The sequence below is a fragment of the Hydrogenophaga sp. genome, assembly GCF_051007235.1.
In the GTDB taxonomy this organism is placed as follows: domain Bacteria; phylum Pseudomonadota; class Gammaproteobacteria; order Burkholderiales; family Burkholderiaceae_C; genus Hydrogenophaga.
The window spans coordinates 16,691-31,308 of the sequence record NZ_JBPCSJ010000097.1 but is presented as its reverse complement, the minus strand read 5'-3'; the positions used below and the strand labels follow the sequence as shown (position 1 = coordinate 31,308).

Genomic DNA, 14,618 nt, shown 5'->3' with positions numbered 1-14,618 from the left:
ATCTTCAGCGGCTGCTTCAGACCGACCGGTCCCAGGTAGCCCGGCTTGCAACCGAAGTGGGTGTCGATTTCCGACAGGCTCGCAAAACGGAAGCCCTTGTCCAGACCGGGCACCTTGCCCACCTTGACCTCGTTCATGTCGTGGTCGCCTCGCAGCAGCAGCAGCCAGACCTGGCTCTTGACCACTTCGCCGGCCTCGTTGAGCTCGTCGGTCGCCAGCACCAGGGACTTGACCGTGGTCGCCAGCGGCACACCCAGGTACTCGGCCACGTCAGCGCAGGTGCTTTTGCCCGGGGTCGGCGTCTTGACCATGGCGTTGACCGCCGCAGGCCGTGGACCGGCCGGCGCCAGCGCCTCGGCCTTCTCCATGTTGGCCGCGTAGTCGCTGGCCGGGCAATAGACGATGGCGTCTTCCCCGGTCGCCGCAATCACCTGGAACTCTTCGCTCAGATCGCCACCGATGGCACCGCTGTCGGCGGCGACCGCGCGGTACTTCAAGCCGAAGCGGTCGAAGATGCGGCGATACGCCGCCGCCATGACCTGGTAACTGGCCTTGGCGCCGGCCTCGTCGCGGTCGAAGGAATAGGCGTCCTTCATGATGAACTCGCGCCCGCGCATCAGACCAAAACGCGGACGGCGCTCGTCGCGGAACTTGGTCTGGATCTGGTACAGGTTCTTGGGCAGCTGCTTGTAGCTGCGCAGTTCCTGGCGCGCCACATCGGTCACCACCTCTTCGCTGGTGGGCTGGACGATGTAGTCCCGTCCGTGCCGGTCCTGGATGCGCAGCAGTTCGGGGCCCATCTTGTCGAAGCGCCCGGTCTCCTGCCAGAGCTCGGCCGGCTGCACCACCGGCATGGTCATCTCGACCGCACCGGCACGGTTCATTTCTTCGCGCACGATGGCTTCCACCTTCTGGATCACCCGCAGGCCCATCGGCATGTAGTTGTAAATCCCAGCGCCCAGCTTGCGGATCATGCCAGCGCGCGTCATGAGCTGATGGCTCACAACTTCAGCATCGGCCGGGGCTTCTTTGAGGGTGGTGATGAGGAACTGGGAAGCTTTCATGGGCAATCCGCCGCCTGCGGCGGCCAAGGCAGAAAAGTCGGAGGGGATGGACTTCAAAACCGCGGTTCCGTCGGTCGGTGTTTACCCGGCGTTGGACCGTCGTCGCACCGCATTCGGTACGCAATCTGTCATGCGCGATGCATAATCCAGACAGTTCAAAAATTTGGGGTTGATTATGCTTGACAGAGAAGGCTTCAGGCCCAATGTCGGCATCATTCTGCTCAACCAGCGAAACCAAGTGTTCTGGGGCAAGCGTATCCGCTCCCATTCCTGGCAGTTCCCACAAGGTGGCATCGACAGAGGCGAAACGCCCGAGCAGGCGATGTACCGGGAGTTGCACGAGGAAGTGGGGCTCAAGCCCGAACACGTGAGCATCGTGGCCCGCACGCGGGACTGGTTGCGCTACGAAGTGCCTGACCGCTTCATCCGACGCGATGCGCGCGGCCATTACAAAGGCCAGAAACAGATCTGGTTCCTGCTGCGATTGGTCGCACAGGACTGGAACCTGAACCTGCGCGCCACCAGCCACCCAGAATTCGACGCCTGGCGCTGGCACGACTACTGGGTGCCGCTGGACGTGGTGGTCGAATTCAAACGCGGCGTCTACGAAATGGCGCTGACCGAACTGGCGCGCTACCTGCCACGCAACGACCACCGCAACCGCTACCTGCGGTCGGGCAGCCGTGCGCCCAGGGGCATGGAGACGGACATGCCTTCGGTGCAACGCCTCTCTCCGGCTGGGCTCGAACTGCCGCCAGGGGCCAGCTTCGACCCGGACCCACAGGCCCATCAGCACCAGGCCGGCCTGAAATGATCTCGCCCTCCGCCGCCGTGCGCGGCTGGAGCGGAAGCCCTCAAGTGCGGGCCAGCACGAGGTTGTCGCGGTGGATCATCTCGGGTTCGGCGGCGTAGCCCAGCAGGCGCTCGAAATCACCTGACGATTTGCGGCAGATCAGCCGCGCTTCCGGGCTGGCGTAGTTGGCCAGACCACGGGCGATCTCCGCCCCATCGGGCCCGCGCACGGCGATCACGTCGCCGCGTGAAAAATCGCCTTCTACCGCGGTCATGCCAATGGGTAACAGGCTCTTGCCTTCACCCACGATCTTCTCGACCGCACCCGCATCCACCACCACCGACCCACGCATCTGCAGGTGATCGGCCATCCACTGCTTGCGCGCCTGCTGCTTGGCCGTCTGCGCCACCAAGCAGGTGCCGATCGCCTCGCCTTCGCACAAGCGCTGCAACACGCGCGGCTCACGACCCCAGGCGATCACGGTGGAAGCGCCTGATCCCGCCGCACGCTTGGCTGCCAGGATCTTGGTGATCATGCCGCCCTTTCCGATGCCCGAACCGGCACCGCCGGCCATGGCTTCAAGCTGCGGATCGCCCGCGCGCGCCACGTGCACAAATTGGGCCGCAGGGTCGCGTCGCGGGTCGGCGGTGTACAGCCCCTTCTGGTCCGTCAGGATGACCAGGGCATCGGCTTCCACCAGGTTGGCCACCAAAGCGCCCAGGGTGTCGTTGTCCCCAAACTTGATCTCGTCGTTGACCACGGTGTCGTTTTCGTTGATCACCGGCACCACGCCCAGCTGCAACAGCGTCAGCAGCGTCGAGCGCGCATTGAGGTAACGCTCACGATCGGCCAGATCGGCGTGGGTCAGCAGCACCTGAGCGCTGCCCACACCACACTCGCGCAGCTTGGTCTCGTACATCTGCACCAGCCCCATCTGCCCCACGGCGGCGGCCGCCTGCAGTTCGTGGATTTCCTTCGGACGGATGCTCCAGCCCAGACGCTTCATGCCCTCGGCCACGGCGCCGCTGCTGACCATGATGAGTTCGCGACCCTGCTGCACCAGCGCGGCCAGCTCCTGGCTCCACTGCCCGATGGCCTGTTCGTCCAGCCCGCGGCCTTCGTTGGTCACCAGACTGGAGCCCACCTTGACCACGATGCGGCGCGCCGCCTTCAACACGCTGACTTCAGACGCTGCACTGCTCAAGGGAATCACGGTGTCGCTCATGCTGGTTTGCGAAGGAAAGGGACAAGGCGGTCTTGAGATCAGACGCCGCGTGGATCGCCGTCGGCGAACCGCGGGTCGACCACGACAGGCGCCTGATGAGACTGGAATTCCTGCGCTAGGTACTGGTACACCGACTGCACCAGCCGCTCGCAGCCCTCGCGGGTCAGGGCCGAAATCTCGAACACTGGGCCTTTGTGCTTGAGGCGCTTGACGATGTCCTTGATACGCGCCTCTCGCTCTTCGGCCGGCACCATGTCCAGCTTGTTGAGCACCAGCCAGCGCGGCTTGGCATGCAGCGCAGGGTCGAACTTTTTAAGCTCGGCCACGATGGCCTTGGCCTGCTGCACCGGGTCCACCGCATCGTCGAAGGGCGCCACATCCACCAGGTGCAGCAACACGCGGGTGCGCTGCAGGTGGCGCAGAAACTGATGTCCCAGACCCGCACCTTCAGAGGCGCCCTCGATCAGGCCCGGCACATCGGCGACCACAAAACTCTTCTCCGGGCCCACGCGCACCACGCCCAGATTCGGGTACAGCGTCGTGAACGGGTAGTCGGCGATCTTGGGCCGCGCGTTGGAAATGGCCGCGATCAAGGTGGACTTGCCCGCGTTGGGCATGCCCAGCAAACCTACGTCGGCCAGCACCTTGAGTTCGAGCTTGAGCGACTTGTGCTCGCCCGGCCAGCCCGGCGTCTTCTGCCGCGGCGCACGGTTGGTCGAACTCTTGTAATGCATGTTGCCGAAGCCACCGTCACCACCCTTGGCGATGGTGATCTGTTCGCCCGGATTGAGCAGCTCATACAGCACTTCGCCGGTCTCGGCATCGCTGATGATGGTGCCCACCGGCATCTTGAGCACGATGTCGTCGCCCTTGACGCCGAACATGTCGGAACCCTTGCCGTGTTCACCGCGCTGCGCTTCGAAACGGCGCGTGTAGCGGAAGTCCACCAGCGTGTTCAGGCTGGCGTCGGCCACGGCATAGACGTGACCACCACGACCGCCATCGCCGCCATCGGGTCCGCCAAATTCCTTGTACTTCTCATGCCGGAACGACGCGCAGCCGTTGCCGCCATCGCCCGCAGCGACATCGATCGTGGCTTCGTCCACAAATTTCATGATCAGCTCTTGTGAAAATTCAAACAGAAAAGGCCCGCGTGAGGCGGGCCTTTCCACTGGGATGCTGCCATCCGGTCGGTGGCCCTGGCGGGCCGCAGCATCACACGGGGGTGATGCTCACGACGTGGCGGTTGAGTTCGCCCTTGACAGCGAAACTGACGTGACCGTCAACCGTGGCAAACAGGGTGTGGTCCTTGCCCAGGCCCACATTGGTGCCGGGGTGGAACTTGGTGCCGCGCTGACGAACGATGATGGAACCGGCCGAAACCAGCTCGCCACCGAAGGCCTTCACGCCGAGCATCTTGGGCTTGGAATCGCGCCCGTTTCGCGTAGAGCCGCCGCCTTTTTTCTGTGCCATTTCAAATTACTCCTCAGGCAGCGATTGCAGCGATCTGCAGTTCGGTGAAATTCTGACGGTGACCTTGGCGCTTCTGGTAGTGCTTGCGACGGCGCATTTTGAAGATCGTGACCTTCTCATGACGACCGTGGGACACCACAGTGGCCTTGACCGTTGCGCCGGAAACCAGGGGCGTGCCCACCTTCAGTTCGGTGCCGTTGCCGACAGCCAGAACTTGGTCGATCACGATTTCCTGGCCCACATCCGCAGCAATCTGTTCTACTTTAATTTTTTCGCCAGCAGCAACACGATACTGTTTGCCACCGGTTTTTATGACCGCGTACATATGAACCTCTCGAAAAAATCCCAAAAAAAGGGAAAACCCCGCAGACCAAATCCTGCAGAGCCCTAAATTCTAGCATTCTGGCGGCAGCGCTTCAAGCCCCGCCCATCCGACAGCCGGCAGCACCAAGGAAGCCCCGAACGCCGCCAAGAGCCCGACGGGTGCGCTTCCTATAATCCGGGACTTTCCAGTTCTGCCACTGCGCTTCTGCGCTCAAGCATCTTGTCCTCAGCCGCCAACGCCACCACCCAAGCACTGGAACTCATTCAGCCGGACATGCTGCGGGTCGATCACGTGATCGGCGAACGGCTGAGCACTGACGTGCCCTTGGTCCGCGAGGTGGCCCAGTACATCATCTCGGCGGGTGGCAAGCGCTTGCGCCCCGCCTTGCTGTTGCTTGTCGCGGGAGCCCTGGGTTGCGAGGACCCCGACCGCCACACCCTGGCCGCGGTGGTCGAGTTCATTCACACCGCCACCTTGCTGCATGACGACGTGGTGGACGAATCCACCCTCAGGCGCGGCCGCGAAACTGCGAACGAACGGTTTGGCAACGCCGCCAGCGTACTGGTCGGTGACTTCCTGTATTCCCGCGCTTTCCAGATGATGGTGGATGTCAACCAGATGCGCGTGATGCAGGTGCTGTCGGAGGCCACCAACGTGATCGCCGAAGGCGAGGTGCTGCAACTGATGAACATGCACGATGCTTCGCTGGACGAAGCCGCCTACCTGCGCGTCATACGATCGAAAACCGCCAAATTGTTCGAAGCCAGCGCCCGCCTGGCCCCAATCCTGGCTGGAGCCTCCGCTGAGGTCGAGGAACTGTGTGCCACCTACGGTCAAGCCTTGGGAACCGCATTTCAGGTCATCGACGACGTGCTGGACTACGAAGGCGATACCGAACTGCTCGGCAAGAACCTGGGTGACGACCTTCGCGAGGGCAAGGTCACGCTGCCCGTGATCTGCGCGCTTCGTCGGGGCAATGAAACGCAGAGAACCCTCATCCGCCAGGCCATCGAGCAGGGTGACGCTGCCAACCTGGACGAAATCCTCAGCATCGTCCGCCAAACAGGTGCCCTGGACACCGCTCGCGAGAGCGCGATGGCCGAGGCACAACGAGCGATTGATGCTGCCAGACAACTGCCGGCCAATCAGTACCGCGAAGCTTTGCTACAATTGGCAGCTGGACTGCAGGAGCGACGCTCCTGACACGTTCAGAAAAGTGGTTGTTCAACCGCTGACGGTCAACCCAACGGGTTCATCGGGGTGTAGCTTAGCCTGGTAGAGCGCTACGTTCGGGACGTAGAGGCCGGAGGTTCGAATCCTCTCACCCCGACCAGTCATTTCCCTGTTTGTGAACAGCATTGATCGACCCAACAGCACCAGGGCCGCGCCGCTTTTCGCGTCGTTCATACAACGCTTGTCACGCCACAATGTGGGAATTCAACACAAGTTGCGTCAATAGTGGCGGGCAAGTTGTTGATTTAAGATAGATTACGCGTTTATGGCATCTGTCGACACAGTGATCCAGGACACCCCTTCCATGGCCCTACCGGGCTTGGCGCGTGCGCTCGTGTCCGCTGGAAAACTGGGTCAAAAAGCCGCGGAAGAGTTGTACAAAAAAGCGCAGAGCGCCCGTACAAGCTTCATTGCGGAACTGACCGGCTCGGGCGCTGTGTCGGCATACGACCTGGCCCACACGATGTCGGTGGCATTTGCTGCGCCACTGCTGGATCTGGACGCCATCGACGTACAGCGTCTGCCCAAGGGCTTGCTGGACAACAAGATCTGCGCGGACTACCGCATTGTGGTGCTCAGCAAGCGCAGCAACCGCTTGATGGTGGCGACAGCCGATCCATCGGACCAGCAGGCAGCTGAAAAGATCAAGTTTGCGACCCAGATGGGCGTGGACTGGGTCATCGCCGAGTTCGATAAGCTCAGCAAACTGGTGGAGAGTCAGTCCACCACGGCCACCGAGGCCATGGACAACATCATCGGTGGCGATTTCGAATTCGACGAAATGGCCACCGAGGCAGTGGTCACGGACACCAACGACAAGACGTCGGAAGTCGACGACGCCCCGGTTGTCAAATTTCTGCACAAGATGCTGCTGGATGCGTTCAACATGCGCGCATCGGACCTGCATTTCGAGCCCTACGAACACCAATACCGCGTGCGCTTCCGTATCGACGGGGAGTTGCGCGAGATCGCGTCGCCGCCGATCGCGATCAAGGACAAGCTGGCCTCGCGCATCAAGGTGATCTCCCGCATGGACATCTCCGAGAAGCGTGTGCCACAAGACGGGCGCATGAAGCTCAAGGTGGGTCCCGACCGGGTGATCGATTTCCGGGTCAGCACGCTGCCCACGCTGTTCGGCGAAAAGATCGTGATCCGTATCCTGGATCCGAGCAGCGCCAAGGTGGGCATCGACGCGCTGGGCTATGAACCGGAAGAAAAGGAGCGCTTGCTCAGCGCCATCAGCCGCCCCTACGGCATGGTGCTGGTGACCGGTCCTACCGGCTCGGGCAAAACGGTGTCGCTCTACACCTGCCTGAACCTTCTGAACAAGCCGGGCATCAACATCTCCACGGCTGAAGATCCCTCCGAAATCAACCTGCCGGGGGTCAACCAGGTCAACGTCAACGAGAAAGCCGGTCTGACGTTCGCCGCTGCGCTCAAAGCCTTCCTGCGCCAGGATCCGGACGTGATCATGGTCGGCGAAATCCGTGATCTGGAGACGGCCGACATCTCCATCAAGGCTGCACAAACGGGTCACATGGTGCTGTCCACGCTGCACACCAACGACGCCCCGACCACACTCACGCGGATGATGAACATGGGCATCCCCACGTTCAACATCGCATCCAGCGTGATCCTGATCACCGCGCAACGCTTGGCGCGGCGCCTGTGTCCGACCTGCAAGGCACCACTGGATGTGCCGCGCAAGGCCTTGGTCGACGCCGGGTTCAAGGCCGAAGATCTGGACGGCACCTGGACCCCTTACAAACCCGTGGGCTGCTCGGCTTGCAACAACGGCTACAAGGGTCGTGTCGGCATCTACCAGGTCATGCCAATTTCCGAAGAGATCCAGCGCATCATTTTGCGCGGCGGCAGTGCCTTGGACATTGCCAAACAGGCAAGTGTCGAGGGCGTGCGCACGCTGCGTGAATCGGGCCTGCTCAAGGTCAAACTGGGTCTGACCTCGCTGGAAGAAGTGCTCAGCGTCACCAACGAATGAGCGGGCTCTGACCGCCTGAACCCGAGGAATCCATGGCCACCGCAGCAAGCAAAAGCACCAAGGACTTTGTCTTTGAATGGGAAGGCAAAGACCGCAACGGCAAGACGGTGCGCGGAGAAACGCGGGCGGGCGGCGAAAACCAGGTGCTGGCCGCCTTGCGCCGTCAAGGGATTGTCCCGGGCAAGATCAAAAAGCGCCGCACCGCTTCGGGCAAGCGGATCAAGCCCAAGGACATCGCCATCTTCACGCGGCAGCTCGCCACCATGATGAAGGCGGGCGTCCCGCTGCTGCAGGCATTCGACATCGTCGGCCGTGGCAACCCCAATCCGAGCATGACCAAGCTGCTGGGCGACATTCGTACGGATGTTGAAACCGGCACTTCGCTGAGTGCCGCCTTCCGCAAGAACCCACTGTACTTCGACAGCCTGTATTGCAACCTGGTGGAAGCGGGTGAGGCGGCCGGCATTCTGGAAGAGTTGCTGGACCGCCTGGCGGTCTACATGGAGAAGACCGAAGGCATCAAATCCAAGATCAAGTCAGCCTTGATGTACCCGATCTCCGTGATCATCGTGGCGTTTGTGGTGGTGGCGGTGATCATGATTTTCGTGATTCCCTCGTTCAAGGAGGTGTTCTCATCCTTCGGCGCCGATCTGCCAGCACCGACACTGTTCGTGATCGCTATGAGCGAGTTCTTTGTCGAGTACTGGTACCTGATCTTCGGTGGCCTGGGTGGCGGCATCTACTTTCTTTTGCAGGCCTGGAAACGCAACGAGAAAGTGCAGCAGATCATGGATCGCATCCTGCTCAAAATGCCCATCTTCGGCACTTTGGTTGAAAAGTCTGTGATCGCGCGCTGGACACGCACGCTGTCCACCATGTTCGCCGCGGGTGTGCCGCTGGTGGAGGCCCTGGACTCGGTGGGTGGTGCCTCAGGCAATTCGGTCTACAGCATGGCCACGGAAAAAATCCAGCAAGAGGTCTCCACCGGCACGAGCCTGACCAACGCCATGACCAATGCCAACATCTTCCCGTCGATGGTGTTGCAGATGTGTGCCATTGGCGAAGAGTCGGGATCCATCGACCACATGCTGGGCAAGGCGGCCGACTTTTATGAAGCCGAAGTGGACGACATGGTGGCGGGCCTCTCCAGCCTGATGGAGCCCATCATCATCGTGATCCTGGGCACCCTCATCGGCGGCATCGTGGTGTCCATGTACCTCCCCATTTTCAAGCTGGGTCAGGTCGTTTGATGCCGGTGCTGGACGCGGCACTGCTGGGCCTGCTCGGGCTGCTGGTGGGCAGCTTCCTCAACGTGGTGATCCACCGCCTGCCGCGCATGATGGAGTTGCGCTGGGCGGCCGAGTGTGCTCAGCTGCAAAACACCTCGGACAGCGATCCCGCACCCGCGACGGCGCCCTTCAACCTCATGGTGCCACGCTCCCGCTGCCCGCACTGTGGTCATCAGATCCGCTGGTTTGAAAACATCCCGGTCCTCAGCTACGCCGCCTTGCAGGGGCGTTGCGCCGGTTGCAGCGCCCCCATCAGCACTCGCTACCCACTCATCGAACTGCTGAACGCAGGTCTGTTCGCCTGGTGCGGCTGGCGCTGGGGGTTGACCGCCACCGCCCTGGCGTGGAGCGGATTTGCCGCGGCCGTGCTGGCGCTGGCCGCCATCGACTGGGATACCACCCTGCTGCCCGACGACATCACCCTGCCACTGGTCTGGGCAGGCCTGGTGGCCGCGGCGCTGGACCTGAGCGGCACCAGCCTGCCGCAGGCGCTGTGGGGAGCGGTCGGGGGCTACCTGTCGCTGTGGCTGGTGTACTGGGGCTTCAAACTGGCCACCGGTAAGGAGGGCATGGGCTACGGCGACTTCAAGCTGTTTGCGGCCCTGGGGGCCTGGTTCGGCTGGCCCGCACTGGTTCCCATGATCCTCATGGCCTCGCTGATCGGCGCCGCCGTCGGCGTTGGCATGAAGGTCTTCAGCCAGTTGCGCGAAGGCGGTTACGTGCCGTTCGGTCCATTCCTGGCGCTGGCAGGCCTGACCGCCATGGTCTTCGGCCCGACGTCCATCCTCGCCACCATCGGTCTCTGACATGAATGGCATGAGCCGCCCTGTGCGGCTGGGACTCACCGGCGGGATCGGCAGTGGCAAAAGCACGGTGGCCCGCCTGTTGCAGGCACGGGGCGCCACCGTGATCGACGCGGATGCGATCGCCCGCTCGTGCACACAATCTGGTGGACAGGCCATGGACGCGGTGGCCTCGGTGTTCGGACCCGATTTCGTGGCGGCGGACGGTTCGCTGGACCGACAGCGCATGCGCGACCATGTTTTTGCCCACCCCCAGGCGCGCGCCCAACTCGAAGCGATCGTGCATCCGCTGGTGGGCCAGGAGATCGCGCGACAGGCCGCGGCATCGAAAGCCCGCTGCACCGTGTTCGATGTGCCGCTGCTGGTCGAATCACCGCGCTGGCGACCTCAACTCGACTGGGTGCTGGTGGTTGATTGCACGCGCGACACACAGATCCGGCGCGTCAGCGAACGCAACGGCTGGGAACGCGCCACCATCGAAGCCATTGTGGACAGCCAAAGCCCACGCGAGCGTCGGCTGGCCGCCGCCGACACCGTGATCTTCAACGACGGAAACGGTATCGAACACTTGCAGCGCGAGGTGGTCCGGTGGGCCGGCCGCTTCGGGCTATGATGGAACAAGCCCCGCCGCCACCGTTCCATCTGCCGCTGTGATCCTGTACGAATACCCTTTCAACGAACGCATTCGCACCTATCTGCGGCTCGAACAGCTGTTCCGGCGTCTGGCCGAACTGGTTCCGCGCACCCACGCGCTGGACCACCACTTTGCCATCCAGACCATTTTCGAAATCATGGACGTCGCCTCGCGCGCGGACATGAAGACCGATGTGCTCAAGGACATCGACCGCCACAAGCAGCAGCTCAACAGCTACCGAGGCAACCCAGCCATTTCAGAGAAGGCCCTCGATGGCGTCATCGCACAGCTCGATGACTGCTTCACGCAGCTCAACAGCCTGCCCGGCAAAACCGGCCAGACCCTGACCGAAAACGACTGGTTGATGAGCATCCGCAGCCGCATCGGGATTCCCGGTGGCACCTGCGAATTCGACCTGCCCGCCTACTACGCCTGGCAACACCAGCCGGCCGAGCGGCGCCAGGCCGACCTGCAGATGTGGGCCCAGACACTGGCGCCGCTGGCCGAGTCCATCGTGTTGCTGATGAAAATGTTGCGCGACTCGGGCATGCCGCAAAAGGTGGTCGCTCCGGCTGGGCAGTTCCAGCAGAACCTGCCGCAAGGTCGCACCTTCCAGTTGCTGCGCCTGCGCATGGATCCGTCCACAGGACTGGTGCCTGAAATCAGCGGCAACCGCCTGATGATGTCGGTGCGCATGATGCGCCAGGGTGATGACCACCGCCTGCACGCCGCGGCCGAAGACGCGGCCTTCGAGCTGACGCTTTGCGCCTGAGGCCTGCCGTCATGTCCGACAGCCGTTCCACCGCCAAGACGGTACGCTGCCCCGCCTGCGGTGGCCCCAGCGTGTACGCACCCTCCAATGCCTACCGTCCGTTCTGCTGCGAACGCTGCAAGGGCATGGACCTGGGCGCCTGGGCGAGCGAGCACTTTCGCTTGCCCGAGCGCGAATCCAACAGCAACCCGGACTTCGAGCAGAGCTGAAACGGCTAAGAAGCCGCGGCGGCCTCCTCGGCCAGCCACTCCAGCACAGGAATGGTGCCGGGCAGCACTGGTGCGCAACGCACCGGCAGGTGCTCCCAGCCACACTGCTGGCCTTCGCGCATGTGCAGCGTCCCGCTCCACTCGAACACCTTGCAGAAGTGCAGCCTCACCAGCGCGTGCGGATAGTCCACCAGCTTCTCGCGCCAGGGATGTGCCGCACCGATGGTGATGCCGATCTCCTCCTGCAACTCGCGCCGCAGGGCCTGCTCCACCGTTTCACCGGCTTCGAGCTTGCCACCGGGGAATTCCCAGTAGCCCGCATAGACCTTGCCCTCGGGCCTGGAGGTCAGCAGAAAGGCGCCGTCCGGTGCGATCAGCACCCCCACCGCCACATCGGTCACAGGGCGCTCGGCGGTCGAACCGCCGCCATCCACCACCAGCACAGGATCCGACATGTGCGTCACCCTGCCGAGGCGTGGGAGCCGGCGTAGTCGCGCGCGAACTGGTAGGCCACACGTCCACTGCGCGAACCCCGTTCGAGCGCCCACACCAGTGCCTGCGGGCGCGCGGCCTCGATGGCCGCCGCAGACACCTGGAACGAGGCCAGCCACTGGGCGACGATGGTCAGGTACTCGTCCTGGCTGAAGGGGTAAAAGCTCACCCAGAGACCGAAGCGTTCGGACAGGGAAATCTTTTCCTCGACCACCTCGCCCGGGTGCACCTCGCCGTCGGGCGTGTGCGTGTAGCTGAGGTTTTCCTTCATGTACTCGGGCAGCAAATGGCGGCGGTTGCTGGTCGCGTAGATCAGCACGTTCTGCCCGGCGGCTGAAACCGACCCGTCGAGGATGGACTTGAGCGCCTTGTAGCCCGCTTCGCCGTCTTCAAAACTCAGATCGTCACAGAAGACGATGAAGCGTTCCGGACGGTCGGCCACCACATCCACGATGTCGGGCAGGTCCACCAGATCGGCCTTGTCCACCTCGATCAGGCGCAACCCCTGTGGCGCGTATTCGTTCAGGCAGGCCTTGACCAGCGAGGACTTGCCGGTGCCGCGAGCGCCGGTCAGCAACACGTTGTTGGACGGCTGGCCTTGCACGAACTGCAGCGTGTTGCGCTGGATCTTTTCTTTCTGCCCGTCAATCTCCTGCAGATCGGCCAGGCGCATCTGCGCCACGTGCCGCACCGGTTCCAGAGCGCCGTGGCCGCTGCTGCGTTTGCGGTAGCGGAAAGCGATGGAGACGTTCCAGTCGGGTGCACCCAGCGGCTGGGGCAGTACCGACTCGATGCGGGCGATGAGCTGCTCGGCGCGCTCGATCAGGTGTTCAAATTTCTCGTTCATCGCAAGTCCCTCTGCGTACAGGTGTCCCGTCCAGAGACATCGCGGAACCGGCTTTACCAGGCCACAGATGTCGTCCCCTTGAGGGGGTCGCGCGCAGCGCGGCAGGAGTGGATCACGACCTGTAGTCGGCGTTGATGGTCACGTAGTCGTGGCTGAAGTCGCAGGTCCAGACCGTTTCGGTGACGTCGCCGCGGCCCAGACCGATGCGCACCAAGATTTCGGCCGCCTTCATCACGCGCTGGCCGTCTTCCTCGCGGTAGTCGGGGTTGCGCCCGCCCTGCTTGACCACGTGCACATCGCCCAGGTGCAGTTCGATCTTCGTTGCATCAAGATCGCCGATGCCGGCGTAACCGACAGCGGCCAGGATGCGACCCAGGTTCGGATCGCTGGCAAAGAAAGCCGTCTTGACCAGCGGCGAATGCGCCACGGCGTAGGCGGCCTTCAAGCACTCCTCGCTGCTGGCTCCACCCTCCACGCGCACGGTGATGAACTTGGTCGCACCTTCGCCATCGCGCACGATGGCGTGGGCCAGGAACTGCGCCACCTCGGTCATGGCCGCCAGCAGGGCCTGGCCATCGGCACTGCCAAGGTTCGTGACCGTCGCATGGCCCGCCTGCCCCGTGGCCACCACCACGAAAGAATCGTTGGTGGACGTGTCGCCGTCGACGGTCACGCGGTTGAATGAGCGGTCGGCGAGCTGCTTGGCCAGGGTGTTCATCAGCGACGGCGCCACCGCGGCGTCTGTGGCCACGTAACCGAGCATGGTGGCCATGTTGGGGCGGATCATGCCCGCACCCTTGGCGATACCGCTCACCGTCACTGTCTTGCCACCGACCACCGCCTGACGGCTGATGACCTTGGGCAGGGTATCGGTGGTCATGATCCCCTCGGCCGCCTTGAGCCACTGCGCACCGCTCGCGCCGGCGGCACTGCCCGCATCGGCCAGCGCGGCCGGCAGGCCGGCGACCAGGCGGTCCAGCGGCAACGGTTCCATGATCACGCCAGTGGAGAACGGCAGCACTTGTTCGTGCTGCACACCCAGCGCCAGGGCCAGCGCGCTGGCGGTCTGGCGCGCGTGCTGCAGGCCGGGCTCGCCGGTGCCGGCATTGGCGTTGCCAGTGTTGATGACCATGGCACGGATGCCCTGCCCCGCCGCCAGGTGGTCGCGGCAGACCTGCACCGGCGCGGCGGCGTAGCGGTTTTGCGTGAACACGGCGCCCACGGCACTGCCTTCGTCCAGCAAGAACACCGTCAGGTCCTTGCGGTTGGCCTTGCGAATGCCCGCCTCGGCCACGCCGATGCGCACGCCCGCCACGGGCAACAGATCCTGGGCTTGGGGAGCGGTGTAGTTCACAGCCATGGCATCGGACTCCGGTCAGAAAAAGTGCAACGAACGAAAGGCATTCAGGTCGAGAACGCCGCGGAACCGGCTCTGCCGGACCGCAGGCGTTGTTCCCTTG

General features: G+C 63.2%; 16 protein-coding genes and 1 tRNA gene. 9 read left to right on the top strand and 8 right to left on the bottom strand.

Features of this window, described 5'->3' with window-relative positions; all coding sequences use genetic code 11:
* Positions 1 to 1,064 (bottom strand): proline--tRNA ligase (gene proS / locus ACR2JA_RS03695; RefSeq protein ID WP_434007769.1); only part of this gene is annotated, 1,064 nt, incomplete at its 3' end.
* 175 nt (positions 1,065 to 1,239) lie between these two features.
* Between proS and ACR2JA_RS03690 the strand changes: the two genes are divergently transcribed.
* A complete protein-coding gene (locus ACR2JA_RS03690; RefSeq protein ID WP_434007768.1) occupies positions 1,240 to 1,878 on the top strand; it encodes an RNA pyrophosphohydrolase in 639 nt (212 codons plus the stop codon).
* Between the two features lie 40 nt (positions 1,879 to 1,918).
* Here ACR2JA_RS03690 and proB read toward each other — a convergent pair whose 3' ends face one another.
* The 4 genes from proB to rplU all read right to left on the bottom strand — a co-directional run bounded on the left by proB (position 1,919) and on the right by rplU (position 4,880).
* Complete coding sequence (proB, locus tag ACR2JA_RS03685) at positions 1,919 to 3,082, bottom strand: glutamate 5-kinase (RefSeq protein WP_434007767.1); 1,164 nt, start codon at positions 3,080 to 3,082, stop codon at positions 1,919 to 1,921.
* A gap of 38 nt (positions 3,083 to 3,120) precedes the next feature.
* Positions 3,121 to 4,197 (bottom strand): Obg family GTPase CgtA, encoded by a 1,077-nt coding sequence (cgtA, locus tag ACR2JA_RS03680; RefSeq protein WP_434007766.1) that lies wholly within the window; start codon positions 4,195 to 4,197, stop codon positions 3,121 to 3,123.
* 100 nt (positions 4,198 to 4,297) lie between these two features.
* On the bottom strand, positions 4,298 to 4,555 hold the full coding sequence (gene rpmA, locus ACR2JA_RS03675) for a 50S ribosomal protein L27 (protein WP_434007765.1): 258 nt from the start codon (positions 4,553 to 4,555) through the stop codon (positions 4,298 to 4,300).
* Between the two features lie 13 nt (positions 4,556 to 4,568).
* A complete protein-coding gene (rplU, locus tag ACR2JA_RS03670; RefSeq protein WP_434007764.1) occupies positions 4,569 to 4,880 on the bottom strand; it encodes a 50S ribosomal protein L21 in 312 nt (103 codons plus the stop codon).
* Positions 4,881 to 5,153: 273 nt separating this feature from the next.
* Between rplU and ACR2JA_RS03665 the strand changes: the two genes are divergently transcribed.
* From ACR2JA_RS03665 to ACR2JA_RS03630, 8 genes are all read left to right on the top strand, one after another.
* Positions 5,154 to 6,083 carry a polyprenyl synthetase family protein gene (locus ACR2JA_RS03665; protein WP_434007770.1) on the top strand — a complete coding sequence of 310 codons (930 nt, stop codon included), beginning with the start codon at positions 5,154 to 5,156 and terminating at the stop codon, positions 6,081 to 6,083.
* Positions 6,084 to 6,136: 53 nt separating this feature from the next.
* Positions 6,137 to 6,213, top strand: a tRNA-Pro gene (locus tag ACR2JA_RS03660).
* 165 nt (positions 6,214 to 6,378) lie between these two features.
* Positions 6,379 to 8,112: a type IV-A pilus assembly ATPase PilB gene (pilB, locus tag ACR2JA_RS03655; RefSeq protein ID WP_434007763.1), complete on the top strand. Its 1,734-nt coding sequence runs from the start codon at positions 6,379 to 6,381 to the stop codon at positions 8,110 to 8,112.
* A 32-nt stretch (positions 8,113 to 8,144) separates the two neighbouring features.
* Complete coding sequence (locus ACR2JA_RS03650) at positions 8,145 to 9,362, top strand: type II secretion system F family protein (RefSeq protein WP_434007762.1); 1,218 nt, start codon at positions 8,145 to 8,147, stop codon at positions 9,360 to 9,362.
* Positions 9,362 to 10,207: a prepilin peptidase gene (locus tag ACR2JA_RS03645; protein WP_434007761.1), complete on the top strand. Its 846-nt coding sequence runs from the start codon at positions 9,362 to 9,364 to the stop codon at positions 10,205 to 10,207. Before ACR2JA_RS03650 ends, ACR2JA_RS03645 begins: the two co-directional genes overlap by 1 nt.
* A gap of 10 nt (positions 10,208 to 10,217) precedes the next feature.
* Positions 10,218 to 10,817 carry a dephospho-CoA kinase gene (coaE, locus tag ACR2JA_RS03640; protein ID WP_434007760.1) on the top strand — a complete coding sequence of 200 codons (600 nt, stop codon included), beginning with the start codon at positions 10,218 to 10,220 and terminating at the stop codon, positions 10,815 to 10,817.
* A 37-nt stretch (positions 10,818 to 10,854) separates the two neighbouring features.
* Positions 10,855 to 11,610 (top strand): cell division protein ZapD, encoded by a 756-nt coding sequence (gene zapD, locus ACR2JA_RS03635; RefSeq protein ID WP_434007759.1) that lies wholly within the window; start codon positions 10,855 to 10,857, stop codon positions 11,608 to 11,610.
* Positions 11,611 to 11,621: 11 nt separating this feature from the next.
* Positions 11,622 to 11,819, top strand: coding sequence for a DNA gyrase inhibitor YacG (locus tag ACR2JA_RS03630; protein ID WP_434007758.1), 198 nt, complete (start codon positions 11,622 to 11,624; stop codon positions 11,817 to 11,819).
* Positions 11,820 to 11,824: 5 nt separating this feature from the next.
* Here the strand turns inward: ACR2JA_RS03630 and ACR2JA_RS03625 are convergent, their stop codons facing one another.
* From ACR2JA_RS03625 to argJ, 3 genes are all read right to left on the bottom strand, one after another.
* A complete protein-coding gene (locus ACR2JA_RS03625; RefSeq protein WP_434007757.1) occupies positions 11,825 to 12,274 on the bottom strand; it encodes an NUDIX domain-containing protein in 450 nt (149 codons plus the stop codon).
* Positions 12,275 to 12,279: 5 nt separating this feature from the next.
* On the bottom strand, positions 12,280 to 13,158 hold the full coding sequence (locus ACR2JA_RS03620; RefSeq protein WP_434007756.1) for an ATP-binding protein: 879 nt from the start codon (positions 13,156 to 13,158) through the stop codon (positions 12,280 to 12,282).
* A gap of 112 nt (positions 13,159 to 13,270) precedes the next feature.
* Positions 13,271 to 14,518, bottom strand: a complete 1,248-nt coding sequence (argJ, locus tag ACR2JA_RS03615; RefSeq protein WP_434007755.1) for a bifunctional glutamate N-acetyltransferase/amino-acid acetyltransferase ArgJ — start codon at positions 14,516 to 14,518, stop codon at positions 13,271 to 13,273.
* Between the last annotated feature and the right edge of the window lie 100 nt (positions 14,519 to 14,618).

Coding starts and splice junctions, on each gene's coding strand:
- ACR2JA_RS03690 (WP_434007768.1), top strand. CDS start 1,240: ATGCTTGACAGAGAAGGCTTCAGGCCCAATGTCGGCATCATTCTGCTC.
- proB (WP_434007767.1), bottom strand. CDS start 3,082: ATGAGCGACACCGTGATTCCCTTGAGCAGTGCAGCGTCTGAAGTCAGC.
- cgtA (WP_434007766.1), bottom strand. CDS start 4,197: ATGAAATTTGTGGACGAAGCCACGATCGATGTCGCTGCGGGCGATGGC.
- rpmA (WP_434007765.1), bottom strand. CDS start 4,555: ATGGCACAGAAAAAAGGCGGCGGCTCTACGCGAAACGGGCGCGATTCC.
- rplU (WP_434007764.1), bottom strand. CDS start 4,880: ATGTACGCGGTCATAAAAACCGGTGGCAAACAGTATCGTGTTGCTGCT.
- ACR2JA_RS03665 (WP_434007770.1), top strand. CDS start 5,154: ATGCTGCGGGTCGATCACGTGATCGGCGAACGGCTGAGCACTGACGTG.
- pilB (WP_434007763.1), top strand. CDS start 6,379: ATGGCATCTGTCGACACAGTGATCCAGGACACCCCTTCCATGGCCCTA.
- ACR2JA_RS03650 (WP_434007762.1), top strand. CDS start 8,145: ATGGCCACCGCAGCAAGCAAAAGCACCAAGGACTTTGTCTTTGAATGG.
- ACR2JA_RS03645 (WP_434007761.1), top strand. CDS start 9,362: ATGCCGGTGCTGGACGCGGCACTGCTGGGCCTGCTCGGGCTGCTGGTG.
- coaE (WP_434007760.1), top strand. CDS start 10,218: ATGAGCCGCCCTGTGCGGCTGGGACTCACCGGCGGGATCGGCAGTGGC.
- ACR2JA_RS03630 (WP_434007758.1), top strand. CDS start 11,622: ATGTCCGACAGCCGTTCCACCGCCAAGACGGTACGCTGCCCCGCCTGC.
- ACR2JA_RS03625 (WP_434007757.1), bottom strand. CDS start 12,274: ATGTCGGATCCTGTGCTGGTGGTGGATGGCGGCGGTTCGACCGCCGAG.
- ACR2JA_RS03620 (WP_434007756.1), bottom strand. CDS start 13,158: ATGAACGAGAAATTTGAACACCTGATCGAGCGCGCCGAGCAGCTCATC.
- argJ (WP_434007755.1), bottom strand. CDS start 14,518: ATGGCTGTGAACTACACCGCTCCCCAAGCCCAGGATCTGTTGCCCGTG.